This window comes from Brevundimonas sp. M20 (assembly GCF_006547065.1).
Lineage (GTDB): Bacteria > Pseudomonadota > Alphaproteobacteria > Caulobacterales > Caulobacteraceae > Brevundimonas.
The window spans coordinates 1,389,808-1,407,992 of sequence record NZ_CP041243.1 but is presented as its reverse complement, the minus strand read 5'-3'; the positions used below and the strand labels follow the sequence as shown (position 1 = coordinate 1,407,992).

Genomic DNA, 18,185 nt, shown 5'->3' with positions numbered 1-18,185 from the left:
CCTAGTCGACCGTCGAGCCGCGCGTCTCGCCGACCCGGGCGGCCAGCGCGGCGCCCATGAAGGCGTCCAGATCGCCGTCGAGGACGCCCTGGGTGTCCGAGGTTTCCACGTTGGTCCGCAGGTCTTTGACCATCTGGTACGGCTGCAGGACGTAGGAACGGATCTGGTGGCCCCAGCCGATGTCGGTCTTGGCGTCAGCCAGCGCCTGCGCGGCGGCCTCACGCTTCTGCAGCTCCAGCTCGTACAGACGGGCGCGCAGCATCTTCCACGCCTGTTCGCGGTTCTGGTGCTGCGAACGACCCGCCTGACAGGCGACGACCGTATTGGTCGGCACGTGGGTAAGACGCACGGCGGAGTCTGTCTTGTTGATGTGCTGACCGCCCGCGCCCGATGCCCGGTAGGTGTCGGTGCGCACGTCGGACGGGTTGATATCGATCTCGATGGCGTCATCGACCACCGGCGACACCCCGATGGAGGCGAAGCTGGTGTGACGCTTGGCGGCGGCATCATAGGGACTGATGCGGACCAGACGGTGCACACCCGATTCCGACTTCAGCCAGCCATAGGCGTTGGGGCCGGTGATCAGGATGGTGGCGGACTTGATGCCCGCCTGTTCGCCCGCTTCCTCGGCCTCGATCTCGACCTCATAGCCGTGAGCGCGGGCCCAGCGGCTGTACATGCGCAGCAGCATGCCGGCCCAGTCGTTGGACTCCGTGCCGCCGGCGCCGGAATTCACTTCCAGATAAGCGTCATTGCCGTCGGCCTCGCCAGACAGCAGGGCCTCCAGTTCGGCGCGGGCCGCGCGGTCCTTGATAGCCTTCAGGTCGGCGCGCGCACCGTCCAGAGCGGCCTCGTCACCTTCCTCATCGGCCATGTCGGCCAGCATGACCCCGTCCTCGAGGCCCTGCTCCATTTCCTTGACGGCGTTGACCTGGGCCTCGAGCCGCGAGCGATCACGGCTGACGGCCTGGGCCTGTTCGGGATTGTCCCAAAGCGTCGGGTCCTCGACCCGCGCGTTCAGCTCATCGAGCTTTCGAAGTGCGACATCCCAGTCAAAGACGCCTCCTGAGCAGAGCGATGCTCTGCTCGATGTCGGCCTTCATGGCCTCGACATCCGGTCTCATCGCGAACTCCTGCGATCCAAAGTGAGCGGCGGACATAAAGCGCGCCGCGGCAAAGGGGAAGGGCCGGTCGCCCTGCCCTAGTACAGACCGTCCAGATCGGCTGCCGGTTCCTTGCGGGGGGGCGGTGGGGTCGTGGGCGGCGGGGTGTTCGGAGTCGGTTGGCCGCTGGCCTCCTCCTCCTCGCGACGGATGATGTCCGTATAGTTCTGCGGTCCGGTCGGGACTTCCGGCCGCGGGGCCTCTTCCTGCTGGCGACGCTCGGTGCCGGGACGGAAAGCTTCCTCGATGCCGTTCACGGTGCGGAAGACCGCGTTTTTCGGTCGGACAAAGGGACGCGCAGGACGCTCACGCAGGGCGACCTGCATGAACTCGTTGAACACCGGCACCGGGCCGGTGGCGCCGGTCTCGCCCGAGCCCAGCGGCCGGTTGTCGTCAAAGCCGATAAAGACTCCCACGACAATGTCCGACGAGAAGCCGACGAACCATGCCGAGCGATACTCGTTGGTCGTGCCGGTCTTGCCGCCGACCCAGCGGCCGAGGCCACGAGCGCTGGCGGCGGTGCCGCGCTGGACCACGCCTTCCAGCATCGACGCGACCTGATAGGCGGTGATCGGGTCGATCACCTGCTCGCCGCGCGCATCGAGACGGGGCGATTCCTGACCGCTGAACGCCCTGCCGCAATCGCGGCAACGGCGCTGGTCAGCGCGGAAGATGGTCTCCCCATCCCGGTCCTGCACCATTTCGATCAGATAGGGATTCACCCGGCGGCCGCCGTTGACGAAGGCGGCATAGGCCGCGGTCAGCTGATAGGGCGTGGTTTCACCGGCCCCCAGCGACACCGACAGGTTCGGCTCCATCTTGCCGACGCCCATCTTGTCCGCCAGCGAGACGACATTCTTCATGCCGACATCCTGCGCCAGACGAACGGTCATGACGTTGCGCGATAGCTCCAGGCCGCGACGCAGGGTCTGCGGACCGTAGTATTCGCGGCTGTAGTTCTCAGGGCTCCAGCGCGTGCCGTTAGCTCCGCCCGCGAAGCTGATCGGCGCGTCCAGAACGATCGACGCCGGGGTGTAATCCCCCTCCAGCGCGGCCGCATACACGAACGGTTTGAACGCCGAACCCGGCTGGCGACGAGCCTGCGTCGCACGGTTGAAGCTGCTGAGCGCATAGGAATAGCCGCCGACCATAGCGAGCACCCGCCCCGATTGGGGCTCGATGGCCACCAGCGCGCCGTTCACGCGCGGCACCTGCTTCAAGGCGTATTGACCGCCGGTGCGTTCAACAAAGATCAGATCGCCGCGCTTCAGCGGACGGTTGGCGTTGGCCCATGCGGCGTCCCCGGTGATCAGATAGCCGACGCGGTCATCCTTGGCGCTTCGGACACGGACGCTGTTGCCCGCGACGTTCTCCACACCCGCGGCTTCCCAGCTCCGGCGCTCTGGCGGACGGGTGCCGCGCAGGGCTTCCTCCTGCCAGCCTTCAGCGAACTCGGTCGTGCCCCATGCCCCGCGCCAACCGTGGCGGCGGTCGTAGTTCTCCAGCCCTTTCATCAGGGCGTCGCGCGCGGCGGACTGCAGCTTCGGATCCAGCGTCGTGCGCATGTAATAACCGCCGCGGTTCACCTCTTCGGCGCCGAACTGGCGGATGGCCTGACGGCGCGCCTCCTCGACGAAGAAGTCTGCATCCGCGTACTCGGCCCGACGGGGCGCATCCTGCGCGACGAGAGGGCGCGCGCGTGCGGTCGCGACCTGTTCCGGCGTCAGGAAGCCGTTCTCGCCCATCTCGCCCAGCACCCAATCCCGACGCCCCTTGGCCGCGCCCGGGTGGCGCTTGGGATGATAATTGTTCGGTCCCTTGGGCAAGGAGGCGAGGAAGGCCGCCTCGTCCGGCGTCAGCTGATCCAGCGACTTGCCGAAATAGTTGAACGCCGCCGCGGCCACCCCGTAGGAGCGATAGCCGAGGAAAATCTCGTTCAGATAGAGTTCTAGAATCTGCTGCTTGGACAGCGTCGCCTCAAGCCGGTTGGCGAGGATCGCCTCCTTCACCTTGCGGTTCAGGCTGGATTCGTTGGTCAGCAGGACGTTCTTGGCGACCTGCTGGGTGATGGTCGAGCCGCCTTCCAGACGCCGACCGGTGGCCGCATTGAAGACGTTCTTGAACATGGCACGGCCCAGACCGGACACGTCGATGCCGCCGTGCTCGAAGAAGCGACTGTCCTCGGCGGACAGGAAGGCCTGAATCACAGGCAGGGGAATTTGCTCATAGGGCACATAGATTCGGCGCTCATCCGAGAACTCGCCGATCAGGGTGCCGTCACCCGCGTAAACCCGCGTCGCCGTGGCCGGGCGGTAGTCCGCCAACTCGGACGCATCCGGCAAATCGTGGAACAGCCAGGCGGCGTAAACTGTGACGACCAGGCCCGCCAGGGTGATCGCGCCCAGCAGGCCGAGGCCCGCGAGCACGAACCAACGCTCGGCGATCTTGAGACCCTTGATGTTCGGAAGGCGCGGTAGCGGCATGACGCCGGTTTAGCCCGCGTCGGTCACGCCCGCCAGAGGCGCCGTTGCCGGGGCGGTGCGACGTTCGATCTCCTGTCGCGCCGCAGCCACGACATCGGCGTCCATGTCCGACTGCCCGGCCATCCATCGCAGATAGTCCACCGGCGCGTCCGCCCAGCGGCTTCCCCGGTGTTTGCCGAACGGAATTGTGTTCAGTCGACGGGGCTCCCGGGTCCACTGGATCATCTGCTCGACGGTGGCTTCCTTCAGCAGATCCATCAGCAGGTGAGCCGTCACCCAGGCGTCCGGCCCCGCCCGATGAGCCGGATTGGCCAGCGCGGGGTCCAGCCTCAGCTGTCGCCAGTAGCGCAGCACCTGATTGGAATGCCCCGGCGCTTGCGGCCAGACCGCCTTGGCCGAGCGAACCGTACAAATCCACGGCAAACCGCCGTGGGCGGTGTCCGCGATGAAGCCGCGTTCAAAGTTGGCGGCATGCGCCACCATGACATCCGCTGGCTCGGCGAACATCTCGCGCAGCGCATATTCATCACAGTGCGCGTCGTCAGGGCCGAAATCATCGGGCGTGATGTGGTGCACCGCCATAGCATGCACCGAAATCTCACCCCGAGGCCGGAACAGCTTCGTCACGGGCGGCAGGGCGCGCCAGCCCTCTCCTTCCGGCACGACATCCACGATGCCGACCTCGATAATCTCGGCGGTCCGGTCTCCACCGGTGGTTTCCAGGTCCACGACACGCAGGCGCATGGGCGGAAAGATAGGCGCTCAACGTCCAGGACGCGACAGCATCCTTCAGGGGCGGCCGGCGCCGTCTCCGGTCGAGGCCATCTGAAGCGCGCCGGTCGGGGCGGCGAAATAGCCGTCGATGCCCGCAGCCACGGCCCGCATGAGCCGACGGCGCGCGCGTGGATCGGTGAGCAGACGCTCATCCTCGGGGTTGGTGATGTAGCCCATCTCCAGCAGCACGGCGGGCACATCCGGCGACAGCAGCACCGCCAGACCGGCATCCCGATGACTGCGGCGCAGCAGCGGATGGTCCGCCTGCTCGATCTCGCCCAACAGGCTGCGCGCCAGCACCGCCGAACGGTTCTGGGTCGCACGCTGGGTCATATCCAGAAGAATACGGTCCACCGAGGCGTCCCGGCCCGGCAGATTGAGGCTTCGGTGCCAGTTTTCATCACGTGTGATCTCACGCACAGCGCGGCCGGCGCCCTGTTCCGACAAGGTGTAGACACTGGCGCCGCGCGTGGCCGGATCGGCGATGGCGTCGGCGTGCAGCGAGATAAACAGGTCCGCCCCTGCCTGACGGGCGATGGCCGGACGGCGATTCAGACCGACATAGACGTCGCTATCCCGCGTCAGACGGACCCGATAACGCCCCGAACGCTCCAGTTCCTGCTTCAGGACGAGCGCGGCCGCCAGAGTGACTTCGCTTTCCCTCGCATGCGCGCCCTGGGCGCCCGGGTCACGGCCGCCGTGTCCGGCGTCGATATAGATCAGAGGCCGTTGGGCCGGACGCGGCGCGGCGCGGGGGGCGTTCCGCGAGGCGGTCGGCGCCCGACCGGTCGCCTTCAGGTCGATGACATAGCGGTAGTGGTTCACGCCATCGCCCGGCGGCAGCAGGAAGCGGCGCTCGATCTCGGCGCTGACGGCCAGATCCAGCTCGACACGCGACGCGCCGCCGGAGCCCGCCACCCGATAGCCGCGCACCAGTCCCAGACCGTTGCCGGACATGCCGCGCGGCGCGGCGACGCCGGACAGGGCGACGACCACACGCCCGTCGGCGCCCGGCTGGATCACCTGCCCGCGAGAATTACGATCCAGATCAACCACGACACGGGTTCGCTCGGCATCGCCGCCGAAACGCACGCGAATGACTTCGCCCATGGCGCCGGACGCCAGTCCACGGCCGGCGATCAGCACGGTGACGCAGAAAACGATGAAGGCGAGCGCCGTCATCGTCCACTCACGGACGCCCCAATGCGAAAGCCTGACACGCAACGAGGCGCTCATGGACGCGGACAACCCACCATTCTGATCGTTCCCATCCTGCACGAACGTCGTCGCCAACGGGTTAAGGCCGATGCGACTTTTAATTCACGTTTCCAGTGACTATGCTTTGTCCGCTCGCGAATGATCGCGTCCACCCGCTCTGCCGGGTCCGGGACGCGCCCTCCTCTCGGCGCTACTTTCACTGATCCGAGGATCGACCGGCCGTCAAAGACGCCGACGATCCGACGAACCGGGCCCGCAACGCCGCCTTACCGAGGCGCGGAAGGGTTCAGGACCGAACCGACCCATGGGCGCATACGCCAGCCTCAACCTCCGGTCAGATGTGACCGACTTCGCCCGCGGCGCTCGCCGTGGCGACGAGGCATCGACGGCCCGCGCCAACCCCACACCCATTCGGCGAGCCGCCGCGTCCCTCAGCCACGCGCTGACAGGACCGGCCAGAGCGCGCCAGAGAGAGACTACCGATGTCAAAGACCATGTTGATCGATGCGGCGCACGCGGAAGAAACCCGCGTCGCGATCGTCGAGGGCCGTCAGGTCGAGGAATTCGACTTTGAATCCCGCGCGAAGCGTCAGCTTCGCGGCAACATCTATCTCGCCAAGGTCACGCGCGTAGAGCCCAGCCTGCAGGCTGCGTTCGTCGAATACGGCGGCAATCGCCACGGCTTCCTGGCCTTCAACGAAATCCATCCGGACTATTATCAAATCCCGGTCGCCGACCGTGAAGCGATCATGGCCGAGGCCCACTCGGACGACGACGACCACGACGACCTGGGCCGCGACAGCGATGACGGCGATCACGAAGGCGGTCTGGCCGATGAGGAGCGCCTGAAGCGCCGCCTTATGCGTCGCTACAAGATCCAGGACGTCATCAAGCGCCGTCAGATTCTGCTGGTGCAGGTCGTCAAGGATGAGCGCGGCGGCAAGGGCGCGGCCCTGACCACCTGGCTTTCGCTCGCCGGTCGCTACTGCGTCCTGATGCCGAACACCGGCAAGGGCGGCGGCATCTCACGCAAGATCACCAACACTTCGGACCGCAAGCGCCTGAAGGCCGCCGCGGCCGCCCTGCATGTGCCGCAGGGCATGGGCCTGATCATTCGCACCGCCGGGGCCAAGCGCACCAAGGCCGAGATCAAGCGCGACTACGAATACCTGCTGCGCCTGTGGGAGACGATCCGCGACACGACCCTGTCGTCCAACGCGCCGGCGTTGATCTACGAGGAAGAAAACCTGGTCCGCCGCGCCGTGCGCGATATGTTCGACAAGGATTTCGACGGCATCCAGGTCGAGGGCGTGCAGGGCTTCAAGGAAGCGCGCGATTTCATGCGGGTGCTGATGCCCTCGCAGGCGAAGAAGGTGCACCTCTATCAGGGTTCGCGCCCGCTGTTCGCCTCGAACGGCATTGAAGAGACCCTGACCCAGATCCACCAGCCGATCGTCAACCTGAAGTCCGGCGGCTATCTGGTGATCAACCAGACCGAGGCGCTGGTCGCCATCGACGTCAACTCGGGCCGCGCCACCAAGGAACGCAACGTCGAGGCCACGGCCTTCAAGACCAATATGGAGGCGGCCGCCGAGGCCGCCCGCCAGTTGCGTCTGCGCGACCTCGCCGGCCTGATCGTCATCGACTTCATCGACATGGATGAAGGCAAGAACAACCGCGCCGTCGAGAAGGTGCTGAAGGACGCGCTGGCCAAGGACCGCGCCCGCATCCAGATGGGCCGCATCTCGGGCTTCGGCCTGATGGAAATCAGCCGCCAGCGCCGTCGTCTGGGTGTGATCGAGGGCGCCACCGAGATCTGTCCTCACTGTCAGGGCGCCGGTCGTATCCGCTCCGCGGAAAGCGCCGCCCTCGTCACCCTGCGCGCGGTCGATATCGAGGCCGGCAAGAACGGTGCGGGTTCGGTGAACCTGCGCGTCTGCACGGCTGTGGCCCTCTACATTCTGAACCACAAGCGCGACTATCTGCAGAGCCTGCTGGTCCAGCGCGGCCTGAACGTGGTCATTCTTATCGATGACAACCTCGGTCAGGGCGAAAGCACGATCGAGCGGACGGAGACGAACGAGGACTTCACCCCTCCGGAAAGCGCCGAGCCATTCGTCGATCTGGATGATGACTTCGACGACAGCGCCTGGGCCGAGGACGAAGACGAGGACGAAGACGAAGTCATCGAGGACGATGAGGACGAAACCGACCTTGAGCGTGAGGACGAGGACGACGACCAGCCGCGCGAACGCGCCGAGCGTCACGACGGTGAACGTGGTCGCGGTCGCGGCCGGCGCCGCCGCGGCGGACGTCGTGAGGAGACCGAAGGCACGGAAGAGTCCGCTCCGGCCCTGTCGGCTGACGATGAGGACGACGGCGAAGGTGGTCGCCGCCGTCGCCGTGGCCGCCGTGGAGGTCGCCGGATGCGCGAGGAAGGCGCATCGACCGAGCGCGACTCCTTCTTCTGGGTCCGTGGCCGTACTCCGTCGCTGGACGATCCCTATGTCTGGTTCGACCCGATCAATCCGGAACGCGCCCCTCGCGCCGAGAAGGCTTCTGAAACCACCGCATCTGATGTCGAAGAAGTCGTCGGCGAACGCCCCGAGGGGGAAGTCGGCGGCGAACGTAGCGGACGGTCCCGTCGCCGGCGCGGTCGTGGTCGCGGCCGGGATCGCGGCGCCGAGGGCGGCCTGACCCACGAGGTCAAGGTCGAGACCCGCGCCACCAGCGAAGGCATGCCCGCCGACGGTTCGCCCGACACCCCGTCGGCCGTGATCATCCCGGACGCCGAGGTTCAGGCTGTCGAAGCCGAGACCGCTCCGGTCGTCGCGGAAGAGCCCAAACGTCGTCGGGTGCGCCGCAAGGTGTCCGCCTCGGCGACTCCGGCCTCTGACGAAGCCCCGCTTTCGACGGTCGAGCCGAACGAAATCGAGCCCGTCGGCGAGCCCGTCCTGCTGGACGTCGCCCTGAACGAGGTCGTGACGCCGGAGCCTGAAGCCGTGGCGGAAACCGTCGCCGAGCCGATCCCGGCCGCGGTCGTGGAGGCCGTCGAACCGCCGAAGCCCGAGGTCGACGTCGCCGCCCTGATCGCGGAAGACCCGAACCAGATCGCCGCTCCGCCCGAAAAGCCGAAACGTGGGTGGTGGCGCCGCTGAAAGGCCGCGATTAGGTTGTGACCATCACAACGGACGGGGGCGTCCGGGTCCACAGGAGTTCAACATGAGCTGGCTGTCTCGAAACGCCGCCCGTCTGATCGGTGCAACCGCCGTCGCCAGTGTGATTCTGGCGACGGCGTCGCCCGCCTCGGCCCAGAGCGCCATTCGCGACACCGAGATCGAAGCGATCATCCACGAATGGTCCGATCCGGTGTTCACGGCCATGGGGCTGGAACCGTCCGAGATCGAAATCCTGCTGATCAACGAGAACGATCTGAACGCCTTCGCCACGCGGGGGCGGATCATGGGGCTGAACACCGGCCTGATCCTGCGGACCCGAAATCCCAACGAACTGCTCGGCGTCATCGCGCACGAGGCGGGACACATAAAGAATCGCCACACCCTGCGTGACGGGGCGCAGCAAGCAGGCATGCAGCCCCTGCTGATGACCATGGCGCTGGGCGCGCTGGCCATCGCCGCCGGAGCGCCGGACGCCGGCGCCATCCTGATCGGCAACAGCCAGTATTTCGGCACGCTCAGCGCGTTGCGCTATATGACCCACCAGGAAGGCGAGGCCGACAACACCGGCGCCCGCGCGCTGGAGCGAGCCGGCGAGTCCGGGCGCGGCCTGCTGACCTTCTTTGAAAACTTCCGTTCGCAGGAAGTCTTCTCGGACGCCCGCCGCTACCCCTATTTCCGTAGCCACCCGCTGTCCTCGGACCGGATCGAGAACCTGCGCCGTCTGGTGGCGGAACAGTCGAACTACAGCCATCAGGACAGCCCAGAGCGACTGGCCCAGCACGCGCTGATCCTGGCCAAGATCCACGCCTTCATGGACGCGCCGAACGCCACCCTGCGCGACTATCCGGAAACAGACGTCTCGCTTCCGGCCCGCTACGCTCGCGCCATCGCCTGGTATCGGGATGGCCAGACGGAGCGGGCCCTCACCGCTGTCGATGTGCTGCTGGCCGAGCAGCCGGAGAACCCCTATTTCTGGGAGCTGAAAGGTCAGATCCTGTTCGAGGAAGGTCGCCCGGCCGAGGCCATCGGCGCCCATCAGCGCTCGGTCGATCTGAAGCCCGACGCCCCCCTGCTCCGTATCAATCTGGCGCACGCCATGATCGAAACCCACGAGGCCGAACAAATCACCCTCGCGGTGGACCAACTCAAGCGCGCGACCGCGCTGGAGCCGGACAACACCATGGGCTGGCGTCTGCTGTCGCAGGCCTATGCGACCCAGGGCAAGGAAGGCGAAGCCCGTCTGGCTTCGGCTGAAATGTATTTCGCCATGGGCGCCGAGACCCAGGCCACCCAGTTCGCCCTGCGCGCCCGCGACATGCTGACGCCGGGATCGGCCGACTGGACCCGCGCGATGGACATCGTGTTCGCTTCAGGCGCCACCCAGGATGACGTGGACGCCGTCGACCGCCGCAACAGCCGCAATCGCCCGGTTGTTGTGCCCGCCTCCAGCTGACCTTCCGGAAAACCGCATGACCGACGAGACGCCCGCCCCGCCCCCCGCCACCTCCGCCCTGTCTCGCCTGACCAAGGGGCCGGGCATCGGTCTGGCGGCGTTGGCGGTGTCCGTGGCGGCGCTGGCTCTGGCGGTCGCGCCCTATTTCGGCGCCGGCGGATCGGATGCCCAAATCCGCAACTACCTGCTGAACCATCCCGAAATGCTGCAGGAGATGAGCCAGGCCCTGCAGATCAAGCAGAACACCGAACTGTCGGATTCCATTACCCGTCGCGCTGCGCTGAGTCCCGCGCTTCTGGCCGCCGACGCCCGCGACGCCGCCTTCGGGCCGGTAGACGCCAAGGTCACGGTTGTGGAGTTCTTCGATTTCCGATGCCCCGGCTGCAAGGCGACCGCGCCGGAAATCCTGCGCATCATGCAGGCCAATCCGGATGTGCGTTTCGTCTTCAAGGACTGGCCGATCCTCGACCGCGGCGACCCGTCCGGCCCGTCGCACTACGCCGCCCGCGCGGCGCAGGCGGCCCATGATCAAGGCAAATACCTGCCGGTTTTCCGGGCCCTGATGGCCGAGGGTGATCTTAACGAGGAGTCGATCAACGCCATTCTGGCCGCGAATGGCGTGACGCTGGACGCGGCTCGCGCGGCGATCGCCAGCCCGGAAATGACCCGTCATCTGGTCGATACGGACACGGCGGCGATGGCCCTGGGCCTGCAGGCGACCCCGACCTTCATCATCAACGGCCGCGCCATCGCCAGCATCCAGCCGGACGCGCTCGAGGCGGCGATACGGGAGGCCAGAGCCCGCGCCCGCTAGGACGGCCAGCCCGATCAGGCCAGCTTCAGGTCCATCGCTCCGCCGATCCATTCGATCCGCGACCTACGGCGCGCTTCCGCCGCGGCGGCTGGATCGCCCAGCGCGGCTTCGGCCTCGGCCAGCACGAAGTAGCTGTAGGGGTCATTGGGCCAGTCCTCGAGCAGTTCCAGCACCTTGGCCTTCGCCCCCGCCGCATCGCCCTTCAACAGCAGGGCGGCGGCCAGACTGCGGCGCGTCGGGAACCAGATGATCGGCGGATCGCCACCCTCCTCGCCCTGGCCCTGAATGGCGGCGGCGGCGCCGTAGGCCTCGGCGGCCGCGTTCCAGTCGCCCTCGATCATGGCCGCGCGACCTTCAAGAACGCGCTGGAAGACCTCGGTGAACCGGCTTCCCATCGCCGCCGGCCCCTCGGTTGGCATGCCTTCCCGCAGGGCCGCGATGGCGGCGGCTTCGGCTCGAACGGCGGCGGCGTCGCCGGCCCGGGCGGCGGCCTCTCCGCGCGCGTATCGCCACCCCGCCCGCTGGACCGGGCGCCCCTCGGGCGGTTCCGTCAGCGTCGCGAGTTGATCCGGCGTTCCATAACGACCGAACATGGCATAGGCGTTATTCGCCATCGCTTGCGGCCAAGGTGAATTCATCCGCGGATCGTCGCCCAGCACCGTCAGGAAGCGGTCGGCCAGCATCAGCCCCTGCTCCGCTCCGCCGGACATCAGGGCGCCGCCCATGCCGAAATGGATGTTGTGGCCATGCAGCGGCATGCCCTTCACCCCGCCGGGCGGCCGCGCCAGCTCATCGTAACGCTGGTCCAGAGCCACGGCGTTGACGTTCGATATCATCGCATCGCGGTAGCGACCCACACGGAAGAAGGTGTGGGACGGCATGTGCACCAGATGGCTGGCGCCCGGCGCCAGCAGGGCCAGTCGCTCGCCGTAGGGGATCGCCTTGTGCGGATCGTCCGACCATTCGGTCAGGTGGATATAGAGATGGATGGCGCCCGGATCATTCGGGGCATGCGCCAGCGTCTGTTCCAGAATCTCCATGGCCCGCGTGATGCCCGGATCAGCGGCCTTGCCGTCGTCATCCCACCACTTGTCCGCCTTCAGCATCCATGCGTCGGCGGCGACGGCGGCCGCGGTCACGTCCTGCGGGTTGCGCCTGGCGATGCGATCCATGGTTTCGGCGAAGCGACGGGCGCGGCTGTCTTCCCGACCGGAATAGCGCTGGATGAGGGCGTCGATCATCTGGCGCTGCATCGGGGTCGCTCGGCGCGCTATCCGGCGAGCATCCCGGGCCGCCTTCAGCGCCGTGACACGGCTCTCCTCGTCGTTGCCGCCCCCATTCAGGTTCGGGCCCAGCGCCCATGCCTCGCCCCAGGCGCACATGGCGCAGGCCGGATCCAGCAAGCGCGCCTTGCGGAAGGCCCTCACCGATTCCTTGTGCTCGAACGCCCAGCGCAGACGGACGCCGTGATCGAACCACGCCTGCGCCTCAGGGTTGGCGGTGTCGATCTGGAACCCGCCGGTCCCGAAGCCGTCCACCATGACCATGTCGGCCACCGAGGTGTCGGACATCGCCGACTCTACCCGGCCACAGACCTGTGGTCGTTCGATCAGATCACGCGCCGCCCTGTCCGTCGTCGCGTCCGCAACGGCCATCGGCCCGATCAGGATCGCGCCCAGCGTGACCCCGGCCATCAAAATGCGCTTCACTGTCGCCTCCCCTCACCCGGAGCCACTGTGGCGGGTCGGACCGGCTTCGCCAAGCCTGAAGCCTCAGCCGCAGTCCACCCTCTCAATGATGCCCGTCGACTGGTTGAAGCGGATATTCAGACGGTCCGGACGATAGTCGCGCGTAGTCGGGCAGGTGGTGCAGACGATGCGGACGTTGGCGCCTGCGGCGAAATCCACGGCCCCGACGTGGCTGCCCACCAGTCGTTGCGCGCCCGAGGCGTCGCAAGCCATGGGCGCGGTCGGCTCAACCGGGGGCTGGACCGGAGCGCAGGCCCCGGCCAGCAGTGCGACCGCGGTCCCGACGATCAGCCGCATTTGACCTCGCGGATCACGCTCGTCGCCTGATCATAGACAATGTTCAGACGCCGCGGGTTGTAATCCATCGTCACAGGACAAGTGGTGCAGGTCACCCGCCAGGTCTCCCCCGCCGGGGCCGCGGGCAGTTCCGAACGATTGCGACCGACGTAGCGCTGATACTGGTCCGCCTTGCAGGCCGCAGGACCATCGGACGGCAGTTCAGCGACCGGGTCAGACGCCATCGGCGCGCAGCCCGCCACCAATCCGGCGGCGGCCAGGCTCAGGATCAGAGTTCTCATCGGTGCTCTCCCTTGTTGGTTTGTCTCAGCCACAGCGCACCCGTTCGACAAGGTTCGTCTGCGAATTGAAGAAAATATTCAGTCGGTACGGCGAAAAATCTTCGGTGACGGCGCAGCTGGTGCAGGTCACGCGCCGGTTAACGACATCCACCGGCACGGGGATTTCAGTCTTCGGACGACCGACAAGATACTGCAGATCACCGGCGCGACACAGGTCGGCGTCCGGGTTGCGCGGCGTGCGCGTGCCGATCGGCTGGTTCTGGCGGGCTTCCTCTATCGCACGTGGAGCCGGCGCTTCGGCGACCGACGCCGCCGAGGAACAGGCGCCCAAAACGATAAGACCGATCAGGCCGCCTTTTCCCAGCGCCCCTCGGGCGATTGCTTCCAGTACGCCAGATTCGCCCCGGCCTCCTTCAGCGTCTTCCAGCGGGCCCGCGCGCCTTGCAGTGACGCCTCGTCGCGTCCGTCGAAGATGATGAAGCATCGTTCCAGTCTCTCCGTATCGCCCAGCTCCGCCCCGTCCACGATGAACAGCGCCTGAGCGGCGTTCGGGTTCTCAGGACCTTCGGTCAAAAGCACCGGCTGGCGTCCGGCATTGGGCTCCGACACCCGGCCATGCGCCAGGAAGCTGTCGTCCCGGTAAGTCCAGAGATGATCGTCGATGTCGTCGAGGGCTCGGCTTTCGGTCGCCCGGATGATCGCCTTCCACCCCCGCTCGCGGGTCTTCTCAAGCAGCCCGGGCAGGACCTGGCCGAGAGTGGAGCGCTCAAGGTGGTAAAACCAGATTTCGGGGCCGTTCGCCATGACCCCAGAATGACGAAACCCCGCCCGCTTATCCAGAGACAGCGGACGGGGTCGTAAAGTTTACGGAGAATAAGTGCGCCGGGATCAGGACTCGTAGGAGTCCTTCACCATCCGGTCCAGCGTGCGGACGCCCCAGCCCACGGCGCCGTCGGGCACAGTCGGGTTGCGGCTGTCCTTGACCCATGCGGTCGGGGCGATGTCGATGTGCGCCCACGGCGTGCCGTTGGTGAAACGCTGCAGGAACAGGGCGGCGGTGATCGAACCACCGGCGCGACCGTTGCCGGTGTTCTTCACATCGGCGATCGGGGTGTCGATGTGACGCTCGTAGAAGGCCGGGATCGGCATGCGCCAGGCGTTCTCGCCGACCTTCGGACCGGCGGACAGGAAGTTGTTCGCCAGTTCGTCCGAGTTCGAGAAGACACCCGCGTACTCGAGACCCAGCGCCACGATCATGGCGCCGGTCAGGGTGGCGAGATCGAGCATGAATTTCGGCTTGAAGCGGTCCTGGGTGTACCAGAGGCAGTCCGCCAGAACGAGGCGGCCTTCCGCGTCGGTGTTCAGCACCTCGACGGTCTGGCCCGACAGAGAGACGACGACATCGCCCGGACGTTGGGCGTTGCCGTCCGGCATGTTCTCGACCAGACCGATGACCCCGACGGCGTTGACCTTGGCCTTGCGGCCCGCCAGCGCGTGCATCAGGCCGACCACCGCGGCCGAACCGCCCATGTCCCACTTCATCTCTTCCATGCCGTCAGCCGGCTTCAGTGAGATGCCGCCGGTGTCGAAGCACACGCCCTTGCCGACGAAGGCGATCGGCTGCTCACCCTTGGCGCCGCCGTTCCACTTCATGATGACGACCTGGCTGTCGCGCACGCTGCCCTGACCCACGGCCAGAAGGGTGCGGAAGCCCAGCTTTTCGAGTTCCTTCTCGCCCAGAATTTCGACCTCAAGGCCCAGCCTTTCCAGAGCCTTGACGCGCTTGGCGTACTCTTCCGGGTAAAGGATGTTGGCGGGCTCGGCGACCAGATCGCGCGAGAACTCGACGGCCTCGGCGACGGCCGAATAGTTGACGTATGCGGCCTCGGCGGCCTGCACGTCGGCGGCGACGACCTTGATCGTCTCGATGGACGGCGTCTTCTCGGGCTTCAGCGTGGTGCGGTATTTCAGGAAGCGATAGCTGGCCAGACGGGCCGCGAAGGCCGCCCGCGCGGCCTGATCGGCCGACAGGTGGCTGACATCGATGGTGATCGACGTCGCGCCCGAAAGCTTGACAGCGTGGTAGGCGGCGCCGGCGGCGGTCTCCAGCGCGAGGTCGTCAAACTTGTCGGGAGCGCCCGCGCCGGTCAGCACGACGGTTCCGGCGTCCACACCCGCCGGTGCGGCGACGATCAGGGTGCTGTTCGAGCCGCCGGTGAAGCGACTGTTCGTCATGGCCTTGGTCAGGGCGCCCGAGGCGGCGTTGTCCACAGCCGAGCCCGCACCGGCGAAGGCGCGGCCGTCGTGTACGAGAACGGCCAGAACCTCGGCAGCGGCGGCCGAGGCGACGAATTCGATCTTCATTTACTGCTCCCGCCGGGATGTAACGCCCCGGTCTTGTGCGAGTGGGATTGTTCGCGCGGTTTCACCGGCGCAAACGGGTGTGTATTAGATGCTCTCCCTCGCCGCTGGCTGCAACGGGCGATTTCCGTTCCTTCATGACTTTGATTCAAGGCTACCTTTTCCGGCAGATCGGCCGCCCTGTGCTGGCAGCGTGCGCCGCGCTGGCCGGAATCGGGATTCTGAGCCAGAGCCTGGACCAGCTGGAGTTCATCGTTGAACGCGGCCAAAGCGTCTGGGTGATGGTCAAGCTGACCCTGCTGGCCCTGCCCCAGCTGCTGGCGGTGATCATTCCCATCGGCCTGTTCGTCGGCGCGCTGACCGCGCTGACCCGTCTGCAACGGGAGCAGGAACTGACTGCGGTCTTCGCGTCCGGCGTGACCCGCTGGCAGGCTATACGTCCGGCGGTGAAACTGGCGCTTATCGCGACACTGCTGACCCTGTTCATCACCACGGTCGCGCAGCCCTGGGCCCAGCGGGCGGCCCGCGACGAGACCTTCGCCGTCCGCACCGACCTCGCGGCCCTGCTGGTCGAGGAAGGCAATTTCGTTCAGGGGCCGAAGGGTCTGACCGTCTACGTCCAGCAGATCGAGCAGAACGGCCTGCTCAAGAACCTGTTCGTCTATGTGCAGGAAGGCGACAAGACCACGACCTGGGACGCGGCCGAGGCCCGTTTCAGCCGGATCGACGGGCAGCCATATCTGACCCTTCTGAACGGCTCATGGCAGCGCTACTCCTCGCGCGGGGTGCTGGAGTATCTGTCTTTCGGCCGTCAGGATCTGCCGCTTTCGCAGTACGTCGATGTGAATGACACCGTCCGCTACAAGCCGTCGGATCTTTACCTTCCGCAGTTGTTCAATCCTTCGCCACGCGATCTGGAGAAGGTCGGCTCGGCCGGTGAACTGATGGCGGAGGGCCATTCGCGCCTGTCCGCTCCGCTGTATGCCCTGGTGGCGATGTCGATGGCGCTGGCGGCGCTGATGGGCGGATCGTTCAGTCGGACGGGCTATGGCCTGCGTATCGCCAAGGCCGCCGGGGCCTTCCTCGTCGTCCGTATCCTCGGCTACGGCGTTGTGGCCGCCAGCGCCTGGAATGGCTGGCTGAACCTCCTCCAGTACGTCCTGCCCCTCGTCGCGACAGCCATCGCCCTGCGTGTGCTGTTCCGCTCGCTCAAGCCGCGCCGGAGCCGGCTCGCGCCGATGGTTGCGCGTCTGAAAGCGAGGTTCGCGTGAGCAGCCGCACCTCCCTGAAGGCGCCCTGGCTACGTCTGGGCCGGATCGAACGCTACATTCTGGTGCAGCAGGCCCGCTCTCTGATGATCGCACTGGGCGTCATCTCGGCGCTGATCATGCTGATCGACTTTGTCGAGATTTCGCGTGGCGTGGGCTCGGATGTGGACCTTTCGGCCCTGCGCATCCTCGGCCTGATGCTGCTGAAATCACCGCAGGTGATTATCCAGCTGCTGCCATTCGTCTTCCTGTTCGGCACTCTTGCGGCCTTCGTCGGCCTGAACCGGCGCAGCGAACTGATCGCCATGCGGGCCGCGGGTGTCTCGGCCTGGAGATTCGTTCTGCCCGCCGCGGGCTTCGCCTTCCTGTTCGGCATTCTCACCGTCACAGCGCTCGGCCCCGCCGCCTCAGCCGCCGACGGCCTGTTCCAGCGCGAGCGATCGCGACTGTCCGGATCCGTCGCCGGAAGCGACAGCACTCAGGCGGTCTGGGTCCGTGAGGGTGATGACACCCGTCAGATGGTCATCCGCGCCGACCGTCAGGATCGGTCCGGCGGCCGCCTGCTGGGCGTGACCTTCTTCATCTATGTCAACGACGGCGAAGGACTGCGCACCTTCTCCGAACGGATCGACGCCGCCTCGGCCTCGCTCAGCGCCGGCCGCTGGCGTCTGGTGGACGCGGTCGGCGCCCAGATCGGGCAACGGGCCGTGCGCTACGCCACCCTCGACCTGCCCTCCAGCCTTGCGGACGAAGAGGCTTTCGAGCGGTTCGCCCGACCGCAGGCGACGTCTTTCTGGTCCCTGCCTGCCCAGATCGCCCGAATCGAGAACGCCGGCTTCTCCTCCACCGCCTATGCCCTGCGTCTGCAGCAACTGCTGGCGACTCCACTGATGTTCGCGGCGATGTCGATCCTCGCGGCAGCATTCTCCCTGCGTCTGATGCGTCTGGGAGACCTGGCACGGATGAGCGCGGCGGCCGTTGTGCTGGGCTTCGCGTTCTTCTTCGTGAATCAGGCGGCTTCGGCCTTCGGGTCCGCGGAAGTGATTCCGGCCTGGCTGGCGGCATGGCTGCCGCCTTTGCTCACGGCGCTCGCCGCCTTCACCTTGCTGTTCTATACCGAGGACGGCTAAGCGATCCGTCGCCTCG

Annotated in this window: 15 protein-coding genes; 5 read left to right on the top strand and 10 right to left on the bottom strand. The window is 66.7% G+C overall.

What is annotated here, in order from left to right; all coding sequences use genetic code 11:
• Position 1: 1 nt before the first annotated feature.
• The 4 genes from prfB to FKQ52_RS06685 all read right to left on the bottom strand — a co-directional run bounded on the left by prfB (position 2) and on the right by FKQ52_RS06685 (position 5,602).
• Positions 2 to 1,124 (bottom strand): peptide chain release factor 2 gene (prfB, locus tag FKQ52_RS06700; protein ID WP_141626463.1). Its coding sequence is split into 2 segments (ribosomal slippage): positions 2 to 1,054 and positions 1,056 to 1,124, totalling 1,122 coding nucleotides; the frame shifts between segments, so codons are not numbered across the junction.
• A gap of 77 nt (positions 1,125 to 1,201) precedes the next feature.
• Entirely contained in the window at positions 1,202 to 3,646 is a 2,445-nt protein-coding gene (locus tag FKQ52_RS06695; RefSeq protein WP_141626462.1) for a penicillin-binding protein 1A, read from the bottom strand.
• Between the two features lie 9 nt (positions 3,647 to 3,655).
• On the bottom strand, positions 3,656 to 4,390 hold the full coding sequence (locus tag FKQ52_RS06690) for an exonuclease domain-containing protein (protein WP_141626461.1): 735 nt from the start codon (positions 4,388 to 4,390) through the stop codon (positions 3,656 to 3,658).
• 45 nt (positions 4,391 to 4,435) lie between these two features.
• Positions 4,436 to 5,602, bottom strand: a complete 1,167-nt coding sequence (locus FKQ52_RS06685) for an N-acetylmuramoyl-L-alanine amidase (protein WP_141626460.1) — start codon at positions 5,600 to 5,602, stop codon at positions 4,436 to 4,438.
• Between the two features lie 518 nt (positions 5,603 to 6,120).
• Between FKQ52_RS06685 and FKQ52_RS06680 the strand changes: the two genes are divergently transcribed.
• The 3 genes from FKQ52_RS06680 (at position 6,121) to FKQ52_RS06670 (ending at position 11,084) form a co-directional block, all read left to right on the top strand.
• Positions 6,121 to 8,796 (top strand): ribonuclease E/G, encoded by a 2,676-nt coding sequence (locus FKQ52_RS06680; RefSeq protein ID WP_141626459.1) that lies wholly within the window; start codon positions 6,121 to 6,123, stop codon positions 8,794 to 8,796.
• Positions 8,797 to 8,860: 64 nt separating this feature from the next.
• A complete protein-coding gene (locus FKQ52_RS06675) occupies positions 8,861 to 10,270 on the top strand; it encodes a M48 family metalloprotease (RefSeq protein ID WP_141626458.1) in 1,410 nt (469 codons plus the stop codon).
• Between the two features lie 16 nt (positions 10,271 to 10,286).
• Positions 10,287 to 11,084 (top strand): thioredoxin domain-containing protein, encoded by a 798-nt coding sequence (locus FKQ52_RS06670; protein WP_141626457.1) that lies wholly within the window; start codon positions 10,287 to 10,289, stop codon positions 11,082 to 11,084.
• A 14-nt stretch (positions 11,085 to 11,098) separates the two neighbouring features.
• On the opposite strand, the gene FKQ52_RS06665 is transcribed toward FKQ52_RS06670, so the two are convergent.
• The 6 genes from FKQ52_RS06665 to FKQ52_RS06640 all read right to left on the bottom strand — a co-directional run bounded on the left by FKQ52_RS06665 (position 11,099) and on the right by FKQ52_RS06640 (position 15,774).
• The gene (locus tag FKQ52_RS06665; RefSeq protein WP_240811762.1) at positions 11,099 to 12,793 is read right to left on the bottom strand and encodes a hypothetical protein; all 1,695 of its coding nucleotides are present in this window, start codon (positions 12,791 to 12,793) and stop codon (positions 11,099 to 11,101) included.
• Between the two features lie 63 nt (positions 12,794 to 12,856).
• A complete protein-coding gene (locus tag FKQ52_RS06660) occupies positions 12,857 to 13,129 on the bottom strand; it encodes a hemolysin (RefSeq protein ID WP_141626456.1) in 273 nt (90 codons plus the stop codon).
• A complete protein-coding gene (locus tag FKQ52_RS06655) occupies positions 13,120 to 13,410 on the bottom strand; it encodes an I78 family peptidase inhibitor (protein ID WP_141626455.1) in 291 nt (96 codons plus the stop codon). The genes FKQ52_RS06660 and FKQ52_RS06655 overlap by 10 nt, the downstream gene beginning before the upstream one ends.
• Positions 13,411 to 13,435: 25 nt before the next feature.
• On the bottom strand, positions 13,436 to 13,741 hold the full coding sequence (locus FKQ52_RS16620) for a hypothetical protein (protein WP_240811761.1): 306 nt from the start codon (positions 13,739 to 13,741) through the stop codon (positions 13,436 to 13,438).
• Positions 13,742 to 13,755: 14 nt separating this feature from the next.
• Entirely contained in the window at positions 13,756 to 14,214 is a 459-nt protein-coding gene (locus FKQ52_RS06645) for a DNA polymerase III subunit chi (RefSeq protein WP_141626454.1), read from the bottom strand.
• Positions 14,215 to 14,298: 84 nt separating this feature from the next.
• The gene (locus tag FKQ52_RS06640) at positions 14,299 to 15,774 is read right to left on the bottom strand and encodes a leucyl aminopeptidase (protein ID WP_141626453.1); all 1,476 of its coding nucleotides are present in this window, start codon (positions 15,772 to 15,774) and stop codon (positions 14,299 to 14,301) included.
• A 134-nt stretch (positions 15,775 to 15,908) separates the two neighbouring features.
• Here FKQ52_RS06640 and FKQ52_RS06635 point away from each other — a divergent pair, with 134 nt between their 5' ends.
• Positions 15,909 to 17,042 carry an LptF/LptG family permease gene (locus FKQ52_RS06635; RefSeq protein ID WP_141626452.1) on the top strand — a complete coding sequence of 378 codons (1,134 nt, stop codon included), beginning with the start codon at positions 15,909 to 15,911 and terminating at the stop codon, positions 17,040 to 17,042.
• Positions 17,043 to 17,125: 83 nt separating this feature from the next.
• On the top strand, positions 17,126 to 18,169 hold the full coding sequence (locus tag FKQ52_RS06630; RefSeq protein WP_240811797.1) for an LptF/LptG family permease: 1,044 nt from the start codon (positions 17,126 to 17,128) through the stop codon (positions 18,167 to 18,169).
• Positions 18,170 to 18,185 lie beyond the last annotated feature (16 nt).

Coding starts and splice junctions, on each gene's coding strand:
- FKQ52_RS06640 (WP_141626453.1), bottom strand. CDS start 15,774: ATGAAGATCGAATTCGTCGCCTCGGCCGCCGCTGCCGAGGTTCTGGCC.
- FKQ52_RS06685 (WP_141626460.1), bottom strand. CDS start 5,602: ATGACGGCGCTCGCCTTCATCGTTTTCTGCGTCACCGTGCTGATCGCC.
- FKQ52_RS06630 (WP_240811797.1), top strand. CDS start 17,126: ATGATCGCACTGGGCGTCATCTCGGCGCTGATCATGCTGATCGACTTT.
- FKQ52_RS06635 (WP_141626452.1), top strand. CDS start 15,909: ATGACTTTGATTCAAGGCTACCTTTTCCGGCAGATCGGCCGCCCTGTG.
- FKQ52_RS06680 (WP_141626459.1), top strand. CDS start 6,121: ATGTCAAAGACCATGTTGATCGATGCGGCGCACGCGGAAGAAACCCGC.
- FKQ52_RS06695 (WP_141626462.1), bottom strand. CDS start 3,646: ATGCCGCTACCGCGCCTTCCGAACATCAAGGGTCTCAAGATCGCCGAG.
- FKQ52_RS06675 (WP_141626458.1), top strand. CDS start 8,861: ATGAGCTGGCTGTCTCGAAACGCCGCCCGTCTGATCGGTGCAACCGCC.
- FKQ52_RS06660 (WP_141626456.1), bottom strand. CDS start 13,129: ATGCGGCTGATCGTCGGGACCGCGGTCGCACTGCTGGCCGGGGCCTGC.
- FKQ52_RS06670 (WP_141626457.1), top strand. CDS start 10,287: ATGACCGACGAGACGCCCGCCCCGCCCCCCGCCACCTCCGCCCTGTCT.
- FKQ52_RS06645 (WP_141626454.1), bottom strand. CDS start 14,214: ATGGCGAACGGCCCCGAAATCTGGTTTTACCACCTTGAGCGCTCCACT.
- FKQ52_RS06690 (WP_141626461.1), bottom strand. CDS start 4,390: ATGCGCCTGCGTGTCGTGGACCTGGAAACCACCGGTGGAGACCGGACC.
- FKQ52_RS06655 (WP_141626455.1), bottom strand. CDS start 13,410: ATGAGAACTCTGATCCTGAGCCTGGCCGCCGCCGGATTGGTGGCGGGC.